Below are 17720 nucleotides of genomic sequence, written 5' to 3'. Positions count from 1 at the left end.
CCCCCGGCGGCCTGCGGCCTGCCGTTCCGCCCGCTGCGTCAGCCGTCCCCGTCCAGCCGCCGCCCCATGAGCACGTCGTCCACGTACTTCCCGTCCAGGAGGAACTCCCCCGGGAGCACGCCCTCCACTACGAGGCCGGCGGCCTCGTACAGCCGCCGCGCGGGCGCGTTGTGCCCCAGCACGCGCAGGGTCAGGCGCACCGCCCCGCGCTCGCGGGCCCGCCGGGCGGCCGCGTCCAGCAGGGCGCGTCCGACGCCCCGTCCGCGCACGGCGGTGTCGACTGCCAGTCCCTGGATCTGCAGGACGTGCCGGTTGCACTCCAGCGGGGTGGGCGGCACCAGTTTGAGGTAGCCCGCCGGCCTGCCGTCCGCCTCGGCCACCAGGAAGTCCTCGTGGTCCCCGGGGTTGCGGAAGAAGGGGCTGCCCTCGGGGGACGGGGGCAGCACCGCGTGCAGCCAGGACCAGCAGCGGCGGTCCAGTTCGGCCAGTTCCCGGTCGTCCTCGGCCCGCGCAGGCCGGATGATCACCTCGTCGTTCATACGCCCACCCTGCCACGGCCCGTTCCTCCGCCGGTATCCGATCGCGCACGGCGGGCCGGTGGGTGCGGACCCGCCGGTACGGGGCAGGATGGCCGCATGCGCATCGCTGTCACCGGCGCGTCCGGTCTGATCGGTTCGGCCCTGGTCCGCTCCCTGCTCTCCGACGGGCACACCGTGCTGCGGCTGGTGCGCCGGCCGCCGCGCGGCGAGGACGAGGTGCGGTGGGACCCGGCCCGGCAGGAGGTGGACACCGGACGGCTGGCCGGCACGGAGGCCGTCGTGCACCTGGCCGGCGCCGGGGTCGGCGACCACCGGTGGACCGCCGCGTACAAGAAGGAGATCCGGGACAGCCGGGTGCTCGGCACCGGTGCCGTGGCGAAGGCCCTCGCCGGCATGGACGCCCCGCCGCGGGTCCTCGTCTCCGGTTCGGCCATCGGCATCTACGGCGACACCGGGAGCCGGCCGGTGGACGAGGGCACCCCGCCCGGCGAGGGCTTCCTCGCCGACGTCTGCCGGGAGTGGGAGGGCGCCACCGCCCCCGCGGAGGAGGCCGGGATCCGCGTGGTGCACGCCCGCACCGGACTGGTGGTGTCCAGGAAGGGCGGGGCGTGGGGCCGGCTGTTCCCGCTGTTCTCCATGGGGCTGGGCGGCCGGCTCGGCGACGGCCGCCAGTACTGGAGCTTCATCTCCATGCACGACGAGATCGCGGCCCTGAGACACCTCCTGGAACGCTCCGACCTGTCCGGCCCGGTGAACCTGACCGCCCCCGAGCCGGTGACGAACGCCGAGGTGACCGCCGCCATGGGCCGCGTGCTGAAGCGGCCGACGCTGCTGCACGTGCCCGCGCCGGTGCTGCGGGCGGCGCTCGGCGACTTCTCCTCCGACGTGCTGGGCAGTCAGCGGGTGCTGCCGCGCCGGCTGCTGGACTCCGGCTTCGCCTTCGCCCACCCCGCGATCGACGAGGCGATCCGCGCCGCCCTCTGACGCCCGGCCGGCACGCCCCTCCGACTCCCTCCCCCGCTCCGACTCCCCCGCCCAGGCCCCCAATCCTGGCCTGCCCCGGCTCCTTCCGCCCTGTCCGGCGCCCGTCCCCGTTCTCCCCGTGCCCGGCCCGGGGGCGGGCCCGGCCGTCCGCGCCCCGATGCCCCCGTCCCGTGCCAGGGTCAAGGCTTCGGCCCGAGGCATCGGCGCCTTCCGCGGGGGGAATGCAATTCCCCAGCGGGGACGGAGCAGACCTCGGAGGAGAAACGTGCTCTTATCTGCACGGCACACGGACGTCGTCGTCGTGGGCGCAGGTCTCGCCGGCCTCCGCACGGCCCACCATCTCGTGGCCGCCGGTGTCTCGGTCATCGTCGTGGAGGCCTCGCAGGAGGTGGGCGGCCGGATGGCCACGGACACCGTCGACGGCTACCGCCTGGACCGGGGCGGCCAGTTGCTCGACGCCTCCTTCGCCGGGGCGGAACAGCCGTCGGGACTGGAGAAGCTGCGGCTGCTGCCACTGGCCGCCGGGCCGGTCGTCCGCAGCAGCGACAGCGCGGGGGACGGCGGGGGGAGGGCGGGCCGGCGCATCGGCGACGCCATCGACCGGGCGCGGCTGAACGCCGTGCTCGGGCGGATCACCGCCGTCCCCGAGCACCGGCTGCTGGCCCGCCCGGAGACGACCGCCGCCCGGGTCCCGCTGGCCCGCGGCCTCTCGCCCCGGACGGCCGACGGCTACCTGCGTCCGTTGCTGACCGCCCTGCTGCACGACCCCGACCTGACCACCTCGAGCCGCTGCGCGGACCTGGCCCTGCGCCGCTACGCGCGCGGCCGCCTGTGCATGCCCTCCGGGGGCGCCGCGACGGTGCCCGAGCTCCTGGCGTCCGGGCTGCCCGCAGGAACGATTCGGCTCGGGGTGTGCGCCACGGCCGTCGCCACCGACTCGGTGACCACCGCGGAGCACGGGCGCATCTCCTGCCGCGCGGTGGTCGTCGCCACCGACGCACGGGCGGCGGCACGGCTGCTGCCGGGACTGCGGGTGCCGGAGTTCCTCCCGGTCACCGTGGTGCACCACGCCGCCGGCTCCCCGCCGCCGTACGGTCCCGCGCTGGTCCTGGAGGCCGCCCGCCGGGGGCCGGTCGGCCGCACCCTGGCGGCCGGCGAGGTCGATCCGTCCAGGGTGCCGCCCGGCGGCGGCACCCTGGTCACCACCACCCTCCTCGGCCCCCGCGGCGACACCGGCGACGCCGAGCTCGACCGGACGGTGCGCGACCGGCTCGCCGCCCTGTACGGCGTCTCCACCCGGGACTGGCAGCTGCTGTCGGTGCGTCACGACCCGTTCGCACTCCCGTCGATGAGCGCACCGCACGACATGCACCGCCCGGTGCGGCTGCTGGCCGGCCTGTACGTGTGCGGCGACCACCGCGACACCAGCAGCGCGCAGGGCGCGCTGGACTCCGGCCGGCGCGCGGCCGAACAGGTCCTGCGCGACCTGGGCGTCACCCCGCCCCTCCCGGCCCTCCCCCGCCCCGTCCCCACCGCGGCCTGACCCCGCCCGGCACGGCCCGGCGCACGTCGGACGCACGGCGCCCCGGCGGCCGGTTCACCACCGGCCGCCGGGGCGTCCGGGCGAGCGCCCGGCCTCTCGTGCCCCACCCTCAGGTCCGCCCCCGAATCGCCGCGGACAGCACCGCCCGGTGTTCCTGGACCTCTTTGAACAATCCCGGACAGAACATTCCCAACATCCCCAGTATTGCGATATTCGCAAGCCCCGCCTATGGTGGGGCCATGGACGACTCCGTGATCGACCGTGTACGAAGAGTCATCGACACGGCTTCGGTGAGCCAGGCCGTCTTCGCCGGGAGGGTCGGCCTGACCCCCGACAAACTCTCCAAGTCGCTCAAGGGCGTGCGTCGCTTCACCTCTCTCGACCTGGCGCTGATCGCTGAGGCGGGCGGCACGACCGTGGACTGGATCCTCACAGGTCGTGAACCGCTTCGACCCGCGGTGGCCGCCCGCACCCGCTCCGCCCCGGCACCGGACAGGGTGACTCTGGAGGCCGTGGCCCGCCGGTTCACCGACGCGTACGAAGTGCTGGAGCTGCTGGGACGCTCCCGGGAACTGCCCGAGGTGCCCGGAGCGCGGGAAGACCTCCCCCGTTTCGTCGACCAGGGCGACAGGCTCGCCACGGAGGCGCTCGCACGACTGCGCCGGGCCGGCCTCGGCTCGCCCGCGGAGCAGAGCAGCGACATGCTGGTCACCGCCCTCGAGAAGTGCTTCGGGGTCGACATCGCGACCGAGGAGCTGCCGCGCGGAGCGGACGGTCTCGCCTGGCAGACCGGGAGGTTCAGGCTCGTACTGCTGCGGCCCACACGCACGTGGACCAGGCAGCGGTTCACCCTGGCGCACGAGATCGGACACATCCTGGCCCGGGACGCCCAGGACCTGCTCGCCGAGGCGCACCTCGCGCCGGGCCGCCAGAAGGGCCTGACCGAGATCCGGGCGAACGTCTTCGCCTCCCACCTGCTGATGTCCGCCGACGAGGTCGAGGAGCGTTTCCGGGCCGCGGCGGACGGTGGAGGGGCTCTGTCGGACGAGGCGTTCCAGGAGATGGTCGTGCAATTCAAGGTGTCGCCGAGCGCGCTGGCCGCCCGTCTCCATCAGCTCGGCCTCGTCGGCCCGGTGGAGCGGAACCGCTACCGGCGCATGAGCACCGAGAGCTGCCACATGCTTACAGGCTCGTGGACCGAGTACCAGCGGCAGGAGTCGTGGGCCTGCGCGAAGCGTTTCCCGGTCCGCGTCGCGTCCGAGCTGTTCGAGGCGTACCGGCAGGGCGACACGACGCTGCGCCCGCTCGCCGCCCTGCTCGACGTGGAGGTGGACCGGCTGCACGACCTGCTGGATCCGGCCGGGCCGACGGGCCCGGCCTCGGCGGTCGGCCTCGAGGAACTCGAAGAAGGCGACCTGGTCTTCCAGCCATGAGGACATGGTGGTTCCCCGACAACACCGCGCTGTGCAACTTCGCGGCCGTCGACCGCCTCCCCCTTCTGGAGAAGGTGCTCGACGGCCGGGGCCGCTGGACCCAGGCAGTCGCCCACGAGGCCGGGCGGTCGGCCGCCTACCACCCGCGGCTGCGCGGCGTCCCCGAAGCAGGCTGGCTGGGCGAGCCGGTCGAGATCAGCGACGAGGCGGAGGTGGCAGAGGTCGACCGGGTCCGCCGGGCGGTCTTCGGCGGCAGCGCGGCCGCACCGACCCAGCATCTCGGCGAGGCGGAGACCTGTGTGCTGATCACGTTACGGGCGGAGTTCCGGGACTCCGTGTGGATCACGGACGACAGGTCGGCAGGTGCCTTCGCGCGGCGGCGGTACATCACCACCCGGGAGACCTTCGACCTCATGGGCGAGGCGGTCGTCGGAGGCCTGGTCACAGCCGCGGAAGGGCACCGGCTGCTGCACGCGATGGCGGAGGGCGGCCGTCACCTGCACCGCATCTCCCGTGGGCCGGACGACCTTCTGCGCTGAACCACCGAACAGCACTCGCCGCACCCGACCGACCGGCACGCACGCCTGCACGTCGGTCGGCGCGGCAGGCGGCCCGTGACAACGAAGTGGTATCGGTAGACTAAGTTCACGACGCAGCGGGCGACTTCTGCTGATAATCAGCGTGCGGGGGGACCTTCAGGACGGACCACCCCGTGGCACGTTCCGCCCCGTGGAGGTAACACCCGCATGCCCAACCGGCCGACGACCGGCACCGCGCGCCCCGGCACCAGCGATCCCGGTCTCGACCGGCTGAAGGCCGTCCTGGCCGACTGGCGCAACTCCCTGCTCGACATGGGCGGGCGCAACCGTCTGCTGAACTTCCAGCACACCAGGACCTCCACGCTGGAGTTCAGGTCCCCGGACGCGGCGGCCGTGCTCTCCGGCCTGGCCAGGGGCTGGGACTTCGCCCCGGTCGAGGAGGAGCCGGAGGAGGACGGGGGCGTCCGCCTCGACAAGAAGCCCCGGGAACGGCAGTCCGGGCTGGTGACGCAGAAGACCACCCGGGCGTCGCTGGACGCGGCCGTGTACCAGTTGCGGCAGAAGTCCGGGCAGATGTTCAACGACTACGGCCTGTGGGTGCTGTGGCTGGGCGTCGGCATGCTGGACTGGCGCGAGGAGGGCGCCCACGAGTGCAGCTCCGCCCCGTTGCTGCTCGTCCCCGTCGAGCTGCGGCGGGACGGCCGCGGGCGCACCCGGCTGCACCCGGCCGAGGGCCAGGACCGGATCCTCAACCCGGCGCTGGCGGTGAAGCTGGAGCGGCTGGACGTCGACTGGTCGCCGGTCGCCGGCGCGGACGCGGCCGATCCGCGCGCCGTGCTCGCCGCCGCCCGCGGGGTCGCCGCGGCCAGGGCCGGCTGGTCGGTCGACGAGCGGGTGGTGCTCGGCCTGTTCGCCTCCCACAAGGAGGCGATGTACCAGGACCTGCAGCAGAACGAGGAGAGGATCCTGGCGCACCCGCTGGTGCGGGCCGTCGCGCTGGGCCCCGACGCGGGCCTGCCCGAGGACCTGATCGGCTTCGAGCCGGTGGCGCCGGAGCTGATCGACGAGGTCCAGCTGCCCGAGCGCACGCCGCTGGTCCTGGACGCGGACGCCTCGCAACGCCAGTGCACGGCCGCCGCCCTGGACGGGCGTTCGTTCGTGATGAGCGGCCCGCCCGGCACCGGCAAGAGCCAGACGATCACCAACATGATCGCCGCCCTGATGCACGCGGGCCGCAGCGTGCTGTTCGTCAGCGAGAAGGCGGCGGCGCTGGACGTGGTCCGCAACCGCCTGCACGGCGTGGGCCTGGGCGACTTCGTCATGGCCCTGCACAGCGGCAACACCTCCAAGAAGGGCGTCGCCACGGAACTGGCCCGGGTGCTGACCACCGAGGTCCCGGTGACCGGCGCGGCCGAGCACGAGCTGGACCGGGCCCGCAGGCTGCGCGAGGAACTGTCCGCCTACTCCGCCGCGATGAACGCGGTCCGCGAACCGCTCGGACGCACCCTGCACGACGTCCTGGGCCGGCTGGTGCTCCTGGAGCAGAAGGGCACGCCGCAGCTGACGCTGAGCGCCGGGAACGCGAAGGCGGCACGCGGCCTGAGCGCCGGGGTGCTGCAGGAGCTGCTGACCGCCGCCGGGGCCGTCGCCCGTGCCTGGCGTCCGGCGGCCGAGGGCGAGGGGTTCGCCTGGCGCGGCCTGACGGGCGCCTCGGCGATCTCCGTGGCGGAGGAGGCGGCCGACGCGCTGGAGGCCGTGCGGACCGCCGCCGGGCGGCGCCCCTTCCCCGCGGCGCTGGGCGAACCGCGCACGGCCAAGGAGGTCGAGCAGCTCGTCCGGACCCTGCGCGCCGGGCTGCCGGACGACGTCCCCGCGCCGGACACCGCCCTGCCGGAGGACCTGTCCGGGGCCCTGGCCCAGCTCGCCGACCTGCTCGGCATGCCGAAACCGGAGGCCCCCGAGGATGCGTTCGCGCTCCTCGAACTGGCCGACCTGGCCTCGGCCGTCCGGCGTCCTCCGGCGGCGTGGTTCGGCGCCGGAGCCCTGGACCGGGCCCACCGGGCGGCGCAGGAGATGCGCGGGGCCCTCGACGCCGAGGCCGGCGCGCGGGCCGCGGCCGGGGACGCCTTCGGCGAGCAGGTCCTCACCGCCGACGGCCTGCCCGGGCTGGTCCGGCGCTTCGCCGAGCAGCACCGCGGCCTGATGGCCCGGTTCTCCGCACAGTTCAAGACCGACCGGGCGGCCGTGGCCGCGCTGGCCCGTGACGGGGCCTGGCACAAGTCGCTGCCCGGGCGGCTGGAGCAGGCCCTGGCCTGGCAGGAGGCCGCCGCCGAGGTGGCGCGCCTGGCGCAGGAGCACGCGCCCCTGCTGGACCGCTGGACCCCGCGGTCCCAGGACGACCTGCCCGCCCTGGACGAGGCTCTGGCCACCGCCGACCGCATCGCGCAGCTGACCCGCGGCGCCGGGGACCGGGAGCGGCAGGCCGCCCACCTGGCCGACGGCACCGACTCCGACGGCCTGCCGGCCCTGCTCGCCCGCAGCGCCCGGGAGAGCCTGGCGGCCTGGTGCGGCGCGGCGGAGAAGCGGGCCGCCCGCTGGTCCGAGGCCGCCACCGCGCTGGGCGGGCTGTTCGACACCGCCCGCAGGACCCGGCTGTCCCCCCTGCTGCTGGGCGGCTTCGAGCAGGCCCAGCAGGTCGTCGACGGCCTCCTCGCCGACCGCCGGGGCCCGGAGGAGTGGCAGGCCCACCGCGACGGTCTCGCCGTGCTGGCCCGCCACGCCGCCGACGAGCTGGTGCCCCGGGCGGCCGAGCGCGGCGTCGACCCGCGGTGCCTCCCCGACGTCGTCGAGCAGGCGCTGCTCAAGGCGTGGGCGGAGGACCTGCTCGCCACCGACGACAGGCTGCGCACCACCCGCTCCGCCGACCTCGACGCCCGCGTCGAGGAATTCCAGGAGGCCGACCGCCACCTGGTCGACGCCGCGCACCGGGCCGTCATCGAGGCGTGCAACAGCCGCAGGCCCCGCGGCTCCGGCGGCGGGGACGTCAGGGTGATCACCCGGGAGGCGGAGAAGAAGACCCGGCACATGCCGGTGCGCGAACTGCTCGGCCGCACCCGCGGGGCCGTGCAGGCGGTCAAACCGTGCTTCATGATGAGCCCGCTGACCGTCAGCCAGTTCCTCCCCGCGGACTACGAGTTCGACGTGGTGATCTTCGACGAGGCCTCGCAGGTGCGCCCCGCCGACGCGGTCAACTGCATCTACCGCGGCCGTTCCCTCGTCGTGGCGGGCGACGACAAGCAGCTGCCGCCCACCTCGTTCTTCGACTCCTCCGTCGAGGACGACTCCGACTCCTACGACGAGGCGGTCCCCGACTCCTTCGAGTCGCTGCTGAACGCCTGCAAGGCCGGCGCGCTGCGGGAGCTGCAACTGCTGTGGCACTACCGCAGCCGCCACGAGGACCTGATCACCTTCAGCAACCGCTCGTTCTACGGCAACTCCATGGTGACCTTCCCCGGCGCCCTTGACGAGGGCAACGACGTCGGCGTCGCCTTCCTCAAGGCCGACGGCGTCTACGACCGGGGCGGCCGCCGCGACAACCGGGCCGAGGCGGAGTTCGTCGCCGAGCGCGTCATCCACCACTTCGACACCCGCCCCGGCCGCACCCTCGGCGTCGTCGCGCTCTCCCAGGCCCAGGCCTCGGCCATCGACCAGGCCGTCCAACAGGCCCGGCTGCGCCGCCCCGACCTCAACCACTGCTTCACCGAGGACCGGCTCGACGGCTTCTTCGTCAAGAACCTCGAATCGGTGCAGGGCGACGAGCGCGACGTGATGATCATGTCGATCGGCTACGGCCCCGACGAGCACGGCAGGCTCGGCCTCAACTTCGGCCCCATCAACAAGGGAGGCGGCTGGCGCCGCCTGAACGTGGCCGTCACCCGGGCCCGCTACCGCATGGAGGTCGTCGCCTCCTTCCACGGCAACGGCCTCGCCGACAGCACCAACGAGAGCGTCCAGCACCTCAAGCGGTACCTGGAGTACGCGGAGAACGGCCCCGCCGTCCTCGCCCGGGACCTCGTCCAGGGCGACGCCGAACCGGACAGCCCCTTCGAGGAGTCCGTGATCGAGGTGCTGAAGGGCTGGGGCCACCGGGTCCAGCCGCAGGTCGGCGTCGCGGGGTACCGCATCGACATCGGCCTGCGGCACCCGGCCGCCCCCGGCGCCTACGCCCTGGGCATCGAGTGCGACGGGGCGATGTACCACTCCTCCAAGGCCGCCCGCGACCGCGACCGGCTCCGCGAGCAGGTCCTGGTCGGCCTCGGCTGGCGGCTGCACCGCATCTGGGGCACCGACTGGTACCGCGGCCGGGAGGCGGCCGAGCAGCGGCTGCGCGAGGCAGTGGAGCAGGCGATCGCCGCCGGCCCGCCGACCGCCGCGACGGCTCCCCCGGCAGCCGCACCGGGAACGGCGGACGCGGGGGCCGCGGCGGAGACGCCGGAGGCCGCGGCGGGCGCACCGGGCGGCGGCTCCGCGCCGGACCGGGCCGCCACGGAGCCCGCCGTCCCCGCGCCGCGCGGCCCGGTGCAGGCGCAGGTGCAGGTGCCGGTGCAGCACGAGCGGGTGCCCGTGGCCGCACCGGAACGCCTGTGGAGCACCCCGTACGAAACGTACGAGGGGACCGTCGCCTCCCCGTACGAACTGCACACCGCGGAGGCGCGGCCCGCCCTGGAGCGCCTCCTGCGCGGGATCGTCCGGACCGAGGGCCCCGTGCACGAGGAACTGCTCGTGCTGCGGGCCCGCACGGCCTGGGGCGTGGCCAAGGCCGGCCCCAGGATCCGCGAGAACATCCGAACCGTGCTGCGCGGCATGGCACGGGCGGGCGCGGTGGGCATCGACGGCGACTTCGTCGCGGCGGCCGGCGGGGACGGGCTGCGCGCCAGGCAGCACGGCGACGGCACCCCGCGCAAGCTCGGCCACATAGCCCCGGCCGAGCGGCAACTCGCCCTCCACGAACTGGCGGCCGAGTGCCCGGGCATGTCCCGCGACGAACTGGTCCGGTGCACCTGCGAGTTCTTCGGCTGGAAGCGCCTGACCAAGGACGTCCGCGCCCTCCTGGAGGCCGACGTCGCCGAGCTGTACGACCGGGGCATGCTCACCGGCTCCTCCGGCCGCATCACCGCGGTGCGGTAGCCCGGCCGCCGGACCGCACCGCGGCGCGGAGCCGCCCGGGGACCCGTCCCCGGGCGGCTCCGGCGGTTCAGCCCCGCGCGGCGAACTCCACGAACGCGGCCCACTCGTCCGCCGTGAACGACAGGACGGGCCCCGTCCTGTCCTTGGAGTCCCGCACGTGAACGGCCCCGGAGGAAGCCGCCACCTCGACGCAGTCCCCGCCCTCACCGCCGCTGTAGCTGCTCTTGAACCACGCCAGTATCGGTCCGGTCTGCATGGATTCCTCGATCCTCATAGCTCTCCCAGCAGCTTTTCAATGAGGTCCAACGACTCCCGCGGGGCGAGAGCCTGTGCCCGGATGATTCCATGCCATGAAGCGATGGCGCGGGTCTCTTCCCGTCCGGCCGAATTGCCGAGGAAGGCGAGAAGATGCTCACCTGAAGTCCGCTCGAACTGAAACACGACACCCCGGTGTCCGTTCGTCACCGACACCGAGGCGTCGCGCTCACTGACGGTTCAGCCCCGCGCGGCGAACTCCACGAACGCGGCCCACTCGTCCGCCGTGAACGACAGGACGGGCCCCGTCCTGTCCTTGGAGTCCCGCACATGGACGGTGCCGGGGGAAGCCGCCACCTCGACGCACTGACCGCCTTCACCACCGCTGTAACTGCTCTTGAACCAGGCCTGCTCCGTACGTGCCCGGGGCGCTTCGGTGTTCATGGGTCTCCCAGCAACTTCTCGACGAAGGCCAGCGACTCCCGAGGAGTGAGAGCCTGGGCTCGGATGATTCCATACCGGGAGACGATGCGGCGGACCTCGTCCCGGGCCGTGATGATGACGCTCCGGCCCTGCGCCTCCACATAGGCAAGCTGCTCTCCCCCCTTGGGAATCAGCACGGTGAACGGACCGTCGATACCCGCGTTGTCCTCGCGACTCAGCGGCATGACCTGGATCTCCACGTTGCGCCTGCGGCCGACCAGGAGCAGGTGCTCCAGTTGTCCCCGCAGGACCTCGCTCCCGCCGAGCGGGCGTCTCAACACGGACTCCTCGATGACGCAACTGAAGGCGGGTGCGGGCCGCCGGTCGAAGATTTCCTGGCGGGCCAGTCGTGCCGTCACCCGCTGCTCGACGACCTCTTCGTCCAGCATCGGCCGGCGCATCGTGAACATCGCCCGTGCGTACTCCGCGGTCTGCAACAGCCCGTTGACCAAATGAGTGTCGTAGACGTGCAGTTCGACGGCCTCTGCCTCCAGGCGGGCGGCGTCCCGGAAGAACGACGGGTACCGGGCCCGGGCGACCTCCTCCTTCATCGCGCTCAGGACGCCGCCCGCCTCCAGCACCTCGTCGGCCCTGTCGACCAGTTCCGGCTTCGGGATGCGGCGGGCCTGCTCGACCGCGGACACCATGTCCTCGCCGTACCCCAGCCGCGCACCCAGCTGCGCCTGTGTCAGGCCCGCGCGTTCCCGGAAGAGCTTCAACTGCCTGCCGAAGCACTTCAGAAAGGCTCCCGAGCCCTCCCCGTCCGCCTGCTCCGGCCGTGCCGTACCGGTCATGACCCCCACACCTCCGTCGTGCCCGGGCCGCGTCCCCGTGCGGCCCCCGACGGTTCAACGAGCGCCCGGCCGACGGACACGGCCGACGGACCCGACAACACACCGAAGGCGCTCCTACAGTCATGATCCGTAGCAGCGGATCCGCTGGTCAGGGCGGGTGTGCGCCGCCAGGCTCGTACGCATGCCGACCGAGATCCCCCCGTACGGGCGGACGCGCACGGCCGCCGCCGCGCCCCCCGCGCCGGAGCCCGCGCCCTCCCCCTCCCCCGCTTCCGCGCCTTCCCCCGTCCGCGAGTTCGCGATGCGGTTCACCTCCACCCCGCGCGGGGCGCGCCTGGCGCGGCGGCTGGTGTCGCACCGGCTGGACGGCTGGGGGTTCCCGTACGGTTCCGGCACCAATGACGCGGTGACGCTGGTGACCGCCGAACTGGCCGCGAACGCGGTGCGCCACGGGCACGTGCCCGGACGAGGCTTCCACCTGCTCCTGACCGCGTCCCCGGCCGCCGTCCGCGTCGAGGTGAGCGACGGCCGGGCCGAGAGGGCGGCCTCCCCGACGGCCCCCGCCGCGCCTTGCCCCGAGGCCGAGTCGGGCCGCGGCCTGGTCCTCGTCTCCTGCCTCGCCACCCGCTGGGCGGTCGCGCCGCGCCGGGGCGCTCCCGGCAAGACCGTGTGGGCGGAGTTCTCCCTTGACTGACCCGACTGACCCGACCGGCACGACCGGCACGACCGGCCCCCGCCGCCCCGCACCGCCGCGCGCCCGTTCCCGGCAGCACCCCGCCGGCCGGCCCGGCTGGACCACCGGCCTGTGCTGGCGGTGCGAGGCGGTCGACCGGCCGGTGGCGTGGGCCGGCCCGGTGCAGGCGCACGGCTCGCACGCCCCGATGTACCTGTGCGGGCCGTGCGACCGGCGGCTCGGCGAGCTGGTGTGGGCGTACCTGTGCCGGTACGCCCGGGACCGCTGACCCCGACCCGCCACCCCGCCCGTGACGCCGCCCGCCCGGACAGGGCCCGCCCGCCCGTCAGGACAGGGCGTCGGCCACCACGGACGCCGCTTCCGCGATCAGCCGGTCGTCGGGCTCGGCCCCCCGCTCCTTGCGGTTCGACATGATCGCCATGACGACGGGGGCGGCACCGGGCCGCCACACCACGGCGATGTCGTTGCGGGCGCCGTAGAAGCTGCCGGTCCCGGTCTTGTCGCCCACCACCCAGTCCCCGGGCACCCCGGCCCTGATGAGGTCGTCCCCGGTGACGTTGGTCCGCAGCCACTTCGTGAGCCGTGCCCGCTCGTCCTTGCCGAGGACGTCCCCCAGGACGAACGCGCGCAGGTCCCCGGCCAGCGCCCGCGGGGTGGTGGTGTCCCGCGTCTCGCCCGGGACCCATCGGCTCAGTTCCGGCTCGCGGCGCTCCGCCCGGGTGACGTCGTCGCCGATCTCCTCCAGGACGGCGTCCAGGCCCCGGGGGCCGCCGAGTTCGTCGAGCAGCAGGTTGGCCGCGGTGTTGTCGCTGAAGCGGACGGCGGCCTCGCACAGCTCGTCCAGGGTCATCCCGGTCCCGACGTGCTTCTCGGTCACCGGCGAGTGCGCGACCAGGTCGTCCCGGGAGTACGTGACGACCTTGTCCATGCCTTTCAGAGAGTGCTTGTCGAGCACGGCGCCGGCGGCCAGCGCCTTGAACGTGGAGGCGTAGGGGAACCGCTCGCCGTCGTTGTGGGCCACCTCGCGCCCGGTGCCGGTGTCGACGGCGTACACGCCCAGCCGCGCGTCGAACTTCCGCTCCAGGTCCTCGAGTTCGCGGACGAACGGTTCCGCGGCCGCTTCCCGGCCCGCCGCCCCCGCGGACGGGGAGGCCGGGGCCTTCGCGGCCGGCGCCTTCGCGGCCGGGGTTTCCGGGGCCGGGGGGCCACTCTGCCCGCAGGCCGCGACGGGGGCGAGGGCGAGGGCGGCGGACAGGCCGAGTACGGCGCGCCGGGCGCGTGCGTGCTGCATGGGTCCGAACCTCCTGGGTGCCCCGCACACGGGGCGGTCGGGGGGACGGAACGGCACGCTCCCGTCCCGGTGCTTGGGTCCTGGGTGCCGGGACCACCTTCACCCCGGGCCGCCGTGCGCCGGGGGCCGACACGCGCGGTCCCCCGGCGCGCGGTCCCCCGGCACGCGGCCGTTCGCCGGCGGATGCGTACGGGACCGCCCGGAGGGGCGTCCGGGCCGGGAGCCGCGCTTCGGCCTCAGGCGAGGGACCGTTCGATCAGGGCCACGGTGGCGCGGGGATCGTCGACCTCGATGACGAGGCGGTCGTAGCTCTCGGCGTCGGCGAGTTCGACGACGACCGCCTTGTCCGGGTTCTTCACGTCCCAGAAGAGGCGTTCACCGTCGCGGCGGAAGCGGCCGGCGGTGATCACCCCGGGGAGGTACGTGCCGCCGACCCGGATGCCCTTCGGTTCGCGGGCGATGCCGGGGTCGTGGGTGGCGCCGCGCACGTGGGCGAGGGGGATTTCCAGACGGCTCTTGAGGCTCCAGAGCTTGTCGAGTCCCTGGAATTCGGCGATCAGCAGGCCGCGTTCGCGGTCGATCGAGATCAGCGCCATGTCAGTGCTCCTTGGGGGTGGTCGGCCGGGCGCGCATGCGCAGGCGGGTGCCGAGGACGGTGGAGGCGAGTCGGGGGGCCTCGTCGCCGTGGGAGGGACGCAGGGCGGCTTCCAGCGCGGCGATGCCTTCCGCGACCAGTGCGGCGACCTCCGGGTCGTGGGGGGCGCGTTCGGCGGCGGCCAGGAGGAGGAGCCCGGGGGCCGGGCCGTTGTCGTACGAGGCGATGGCCGCTGCCAGCGCCTGCGCGGGGTCGGTGATGGTCGCGACCGCGGTGGTGAGCGGGTGGATCTCGTGGTCGAGGTGGTTGCGGAGGGCGGCCAGGTGCAGGCCCCGTTTGGAGCCGAAGACCTTGTAGAGGCTGCCCCGGTGGACACCGGTGGCGGTGACCAGGTCGTCCACCGAAGTGCCCTCGTAGCCGCGGTCGGCGAAGAGGGCAGCCGCGGCACTGACGGCCCGATCGGTGTCGAAGGCGCGTGGTCGTCCCATGTCCATGACCGTACAGAGTTAAAGAACAATCAGTCAAGAACGAGCGTTCTTTAACCGCTCCGGAGACGCTCCCCCCGCCCCGCACGCCGCGCCGGGCCCGCCCGCGCCCGGGTTCAATTCGGTGGCGGTGGCCGGCGACCCGCTGCTTGGATGCGCGGCGTGACTCCTACTCATCACAGCGACTCCCGCGACCTGCTGGACCGGCTCGAGCGGTACTACGACGCGGTGCCCCGCTCCGGGGCCCGGGCCGAGGACTTCGGGCCGCTGACCCTGTTCGTCCGCGAGGGAGAGGGGTGGCCCTACTACGCGCGCCCGACCCTGGGGCACTCCGGCGCGGTGAGCGCCGACGACGTGGCCCGGGTGCGCGCACGGCAGCGGGAACTCGGCGTTCCGGAGAGCTTCGAGTGGGTGGCCGAGAACGCGCCCGCGCTGAGGGACGCGGCCGAGCGGGCGGGACTCGTGGTGCACGAGCACCCCCTGATGGTGCTCGGTCCGGACGCACCGCTCCCCGACGTGCCGCTGCCCGGGGCGACCGGGCGGGCCGACGGCGTGGCGGTGCGGATCGTCGGCCCGGACGACCCGGTGCTGCCGAGCGCGCTGGCCGTCCCCCACCTGGCCTTCGCCGACGCCGGGACCCGGGTGGGCGCGGCCGGAAGGGCGGAGCTGGACGAAGCCGTGCGGAACAGTGCCGGCGACGGGTCGGTGGAGGCGGTGGCGCAGCGCATCCGCGCCGGTCTGAGCCGGGTCGCCGCCGCGGTGGAGGGCGGGGTCGCGCTGTGTGCGGGCCAGCACCAGCCCGTGGACGGGGTCAGCGAGATCGTCGGGGTGGGGACCCTGCCGGCCGCGCGCCGCCGCGGCCTCGGGCTCGCGGTCACCGCGGCCCTGGCCGCCGACGCCCGGTCACGGGGCGCCGGGACCGTGCTCCTGTCCGCCGGCGACGACGACGTCGCCCGGATCTACGCCCGGCTCGGCTTCCGACGCGCGGCCACCGCCCTGATCGCCGAGCCCGCCGAATAGCGGGCCCCGCGCCCCGCACCCCGTACACCGCACCCACGGCCCGCGGCCCGCGGCCTCACCCCACCGGGACGCCCAGGGCGGCGGCGCGTTCGTGGAAGGCGCGGACGGCGGGGACGCCGCGGTGCGGCTCCAGGCGCTGGGCGAAGCCGCGGACGTACTCCAGGGCGCGGGTGGAGCGCATCTCGCACGCCTGCTGCATCGCCTCCGAGGCGAGGGCGCAGGCCCGGTCGACCTCGCCCAGCCCCAGGCGGGCCGAGGCCAGCACGGTGCGGCAGAAGACCCGGCTGCGGGCGTAGCCGGGGTCGCGCAGTTGCAGGGAGCGCTCGGCGTGCTGCGCGGCGGCCCGGTACTGCTCCAGGTCGCGGTGGCAGTGGCCGAACTCGTCGGCGAGCTGCGCCTCGTCGAAGAACCGGGCCCAGGCGGGCACCTCGTCGCCGGGGCCGGACTCCTCCAGCGCCCGCTCCGCCCGCAGCAGGGCGGCCGTGCAGGACCGGGCGTCGGCCAGCAGCCCGTGGCCGCGGGCCTCGGCCGCGTGCAGCAGGGCGCGCACCACGGGGGGCACGGTGGTGCCCACGCCCTGCTGCGCGACGCGGGCCAGTTGCACGGCCTCCCTGCCGTGGCCGAGGTAGACGGCCTGCCGGCTCATCGTCACCAGCACGTACGCCCCGAAGACCCGGTCGCCGGCGGCCTGGGACAGGCGCAGCGCCTGCACGAAGTACCGCTGGGCGAGGCCGTGCGCGCCCATGTCGTAGGAGGTCCAGCCGGCCAGCCGGGTCAGGTCGGCGACGGCGGCGAACAGCCTGCGGCCGGTCTCCTCGCCGTAGCTGCCGCGCAGCATCGGCTCGGCCTGGTGCTCCAGGTAGCGGACGAGGGCCTGGCGGGCGTGGCCGCCGCCGTAGGTGTTGTCCAGGGAGCGGAACATCTCCCCGACCGAGCGGAGCGCGGCGATGTCCCCGGCGCTGACCCGGTTCCCGTGCAGCCGCTGCGGATGGGGGGACCGGGCGGGGCGCGCCTGCCGGCCGGGGCCGCCGGAGGGCGGCTGGACGCCCCTGTTCTGCGCGGGGATGCGGGGGGCGGGGGCCGCCTGGGGCGGCTGCTCGGGGTCGTGGGCGACGCAGTCGTCGCTGCGGCCGATCAGCCAGTCCCGGCTGGGCACCACCAGCCCGGCCGGGGTGAAGGCGATCCTGGCCAGGTCCTGCTGGGTGCCGGTGTCCTTGCGCCACAGCCCGCTGACGATCTCCACCGCCTCGCGGGGGGTGGCCGCGAACTCCAGTCCGGCGTAGACGGGGGCGCAGGCGTCCAGTCCGAGGTCCTGCGCGGTCAGGCGGCGGCCCAGCCGCCGGGTGAAGACCTCGGCGATCAGCGCGGGGGTGGTGCCGCGCGGCTGCTGGCCTCGCAGCCAGCGGGTCACCGAGGTCTTGTCGTACCGCAGGTCCAGCCCGTGCTCGATGCCGAGCTGGTCGACCCGGCGGGCCAGTCCGGCGTTGGAGAAGCCCGCCTCGGCGATGAGGGAGGCGAGCTGGTGGTTGACGGGCCGGTGGGAGGTGCGGTCGGTCATCTGGCTTCCGGTCTCCTGGCTTCCGGGGCGGGATCCTGGCGCCCTGTTCGTTCCTCGTTCAACGGCGCGAATGTATGCGCGGGCGCCCCCCGGAATCCGCCGTTTGGCCAGGCATTCCCCATAACGGGTGACACCTCCTGCTGCGGGAGGGCGGAGCGGTCGCCTCCGCGGCGCGGGCGTGGTAGAGGGTTTCCCCTTCGTCCCCCTTCGTCGCCGGGCCGGGTCGGCCGTAGAGTGGCGGAGGCGCCGGCAGTGCAGCGGGCAACCGGCACACGGGCGCCGCAACCGACGCGAGGACGCGAAGAGGAACCGGGAGCCGC

Annotated in this window: 16 protein-coding genes and 1 pseudogene; 8 read left to right on the top strand and 9 right to left on the bottom strand. The window is 74.6% G+C overall.

Translation table 11 applies throughout. The features are described from left to right. Window positions 1-38 precede the first annotated feature (38 nt). The gene (locus GQS52_RS20470; protein WP_182314808.1) at window positions 39-539 is read right to left on the bottom strand and encodes a GNAT family N-acetyltransferase; all 501 of its coding nucleotides are present in this window, start codon (window positions 537-539) and stop codon (window positions 39-41) included. Window positions 540-635: 96 nt separating this feature from the next. Between GQS52_RS20470 and GQS52_RS20465 the strand changes: the two genes are divergently transcribed. From GQS52_RS20465 to GQS52_RS20445, 5 genes are all read left to right on the top strand, one after another. Next, window positions 636-1523: a TIGR01777 family oxidoreductase gene (locus GQS52_RS20465; protein WP_182314807.1), complete on the top strand. Its 888-nt coding sequence runs from the start codon at window positions 636-638 to the stop codon at window positions 1521-1523. Window positions 1524-1788: 265 nt separating this feature from the next. Then, entirely contained in the window at window positions 1789-3066 is a 1278-nt protein-coding gene (locus tag GQS52_RS20460; RefSeq protein ID WP_259370880.1) for an NAD(P)/FAD-dependent oxidoreductase, read from the top strand. Window positions 3067-3305: 239 nt separating this feature from the next. Then, complete coding sequence (locus GQS52_RS20455) at window positions 3306-4499, top strand: ImmA/IrrE family metallo-endopeptidase (RefSeq protein WP_182314805.1); 1194 nt, start codon at window positions 3306-3308, stop codon at window positions 4497-4499. After that, window positions 4496-5038: a hypothetical protein gene (locus tag GQS52_RS20450; protein WP_182314804.1), complete on the top strand. Its 543-nt coding sequence runs from the start codon at window positions 4496-4498 to the stop codon at window positions 5036-5038. The genes GQS52_RS20455 and GQS52_RS20450 overlap by 4 nt, the downstream gene beginning before the upstream one ends. A 207-nt stretch (window positions 5039-5245) precedes the next feature. Then, entirely contained in the window at window positions 5246-10225 is a 4980-nt protein-coding gene (locus tag GQS52_RS20445) for a DUF3320 domain-containing protein (protein ID WP_182314803.1), read from the top strand. Between the two features lie 67 nt (window positions 10226-10292). On the opposite strand, the gene GQS52_RS20440 is transcribed toward GQS52_RS20445, so the two are convergent. From GQS52_RS20440 to GQS52_RS20430, 4 genes and pseudogenes are all read right to left on the bottom strand, one after another. Next, window positions 10293-10499 (bottom strand): DUF397 domain-containing protein, encoded by a 207-nt coding sequence (locus tag GQS52_RS20440; protein ID WP_182314802.1) that lies wholly within the window; start codon window positions 10497-10499, stop codon window positions 10293-10295. Beyond that, window positions 10496-10603: pseudogene (locus GQS52_RS27955) on the bottom strand (XRE family transcriptional regulator); the annotation flags it as partial. The pseudogene GQS52_RS27955 and the gene GQS52_RS20440, both read right to left, overlap by 4 nt. 117 nt (window positions 10604-10720) lie before the next feature. Further along, on the bottom strand, window positions 10721-10924 hold the full coding sequence (locus GQS52_RS20435) for a DUF397 domain-containing protein (RefSeq protein WP_182314801.1): 204 nt from the start codon (window positions 10922-10924) through the stop codon (window positions 10721-10723). Continuing rightward, entirely contained in the window at window positions 10921-11757 is an 837-nt protein-coding gene (locus tag GQS52_RS20430) for a helix-turn-helix transcriptional regulator (protein WP_182314800.1), read from the bottom strand. The genes GQS52_RS20435 and GQS52_RS20430 overlap by 4 nt, the downstream gene beginning before the upstream one ends. A 301-nt stretch (window positions 11758-12058) precedes the next feature. Here GQS52_RS20430 and GQS52_RS20425 point away from each other — a divergent pair, with 301 nt between their 5' ends. Both GQS52_RS20425 and GQS52_RS20420 read left to right on the top strand, forming a co-directional pair. Further along, window positions 12059-12451, top strand: coding sequence for an ATP-binding protein (locus GQS52_RS20425; protein ID WP_182316599.1), 393 nt, complete (start codon window positions 12059-12061; stop codon window positions 12449-12451). Continuing rightward, window positions 12444-12719 carry a hypothetical protein gene (locus GQS52_RS20420; RefSeq protein ID WP_182316770.1) on the top strand — a complete coding sequence of 92 codons (276 nt, stop codon included), beginning with the start codon at window positions 12444-12446 and terminating at the stop codon, window positions 12717-12719. The genes GQS52_RS20425 and GQS52_RS20420 overlap by 8 nt, the downstream gene beginning before the upstream one ends. A 57-nt stretch (window positions 12720-12776) precedes the next feature. Here the strand turns inward: GQS52_RS20420 and bla are convergent, their stop codons facing one another. The 3 genes from bla to GQS52_RS20405 form a co-directional block, all read right to left on the bottom strand. Beyond that, a complete protein-coding gene (gene bla, locus GQS52_RS20415; protein WP_182314799.1) occupies window positions 12777-13742 on the bottom strand; it encodes a class A beta-lactamase in 966 nt (321 codons plus the stop codon). Window positions 13743-13978: 236 nt separating this feature from the next. Then, window positions 13979-14338: a hypothetical protein gene (locus GQS52_RS20410; RefSeq protein ID WP_182314798.1), complete on the bottom strand. Its 360-nt coding sequence runs from the start codon at window positions 14336-14338 to the stop codon at window positions 13979-13981. Window position 14339: 1 nt separating this feature from the next. Next, on the bottom strand, window positions 14340-14825 hold the full coding sequence (locus tag GQS52_RS20405; protein WP_182314797.1) for a TetR/AcrR family transcriptional regulator: 486 nt from the start codon (window positions 14823-14825) through the stop codon (window positions 14340-14342). A gap of 159 nt (window positions 14826-14984) precedes the next feature. On the opposite strand from GQS52_RS20405, the gene GQS52_RS20400 reads away from it, so the two are divergent. Beyond that, window positions 14985-15842 carry a GNAT family N-acetyltransferase gene (locus GQS52_RS20400; RefSeq protein WP_259370879.1) on the top strand — a complete coding sequence of 286 codons (858 nt, stop codon included), beginning with the start codon at window positions 14985-14987 and terminating at the stop codon, window positions 15840-15842. 55 nt (window positions 15843-15897) lie between these two features. On the opposite strand, the gene GQS52_RS20395 is transcribed toward GQS52_RS20400, so the two are convergent. Continuing rightward, window positions 15898-17400 carry a regulator gene (locus GQS52_RS20395; RefSeq protein WP_182314795.1) on the bottom strand — a complete coding sequence of 501 codons (1503 nt, stop codon included), beginning with the start codon at window positions 17398-17400 and terminating at the stop codon, window positions 15898-15900. Window positions 17401-17720: the final 320 nt, after the last annotated feature.

Source organism: Streptomyces sp. SCUT-3, from assembly GCF_014083985.1.
GTDB classification, from domain to species: Bacteria; Actinomycetota; Actinomycetes; order Streptomycetales; family Streptomycetaceae; genus Streptomyces_H; species Streptomyces_H thermolineatus.
The sequence above is the reverse complement of the archived record's forward strand: the minus strand, read 5'-3'. Positions and strand labels throughout refer to the sequence as shown.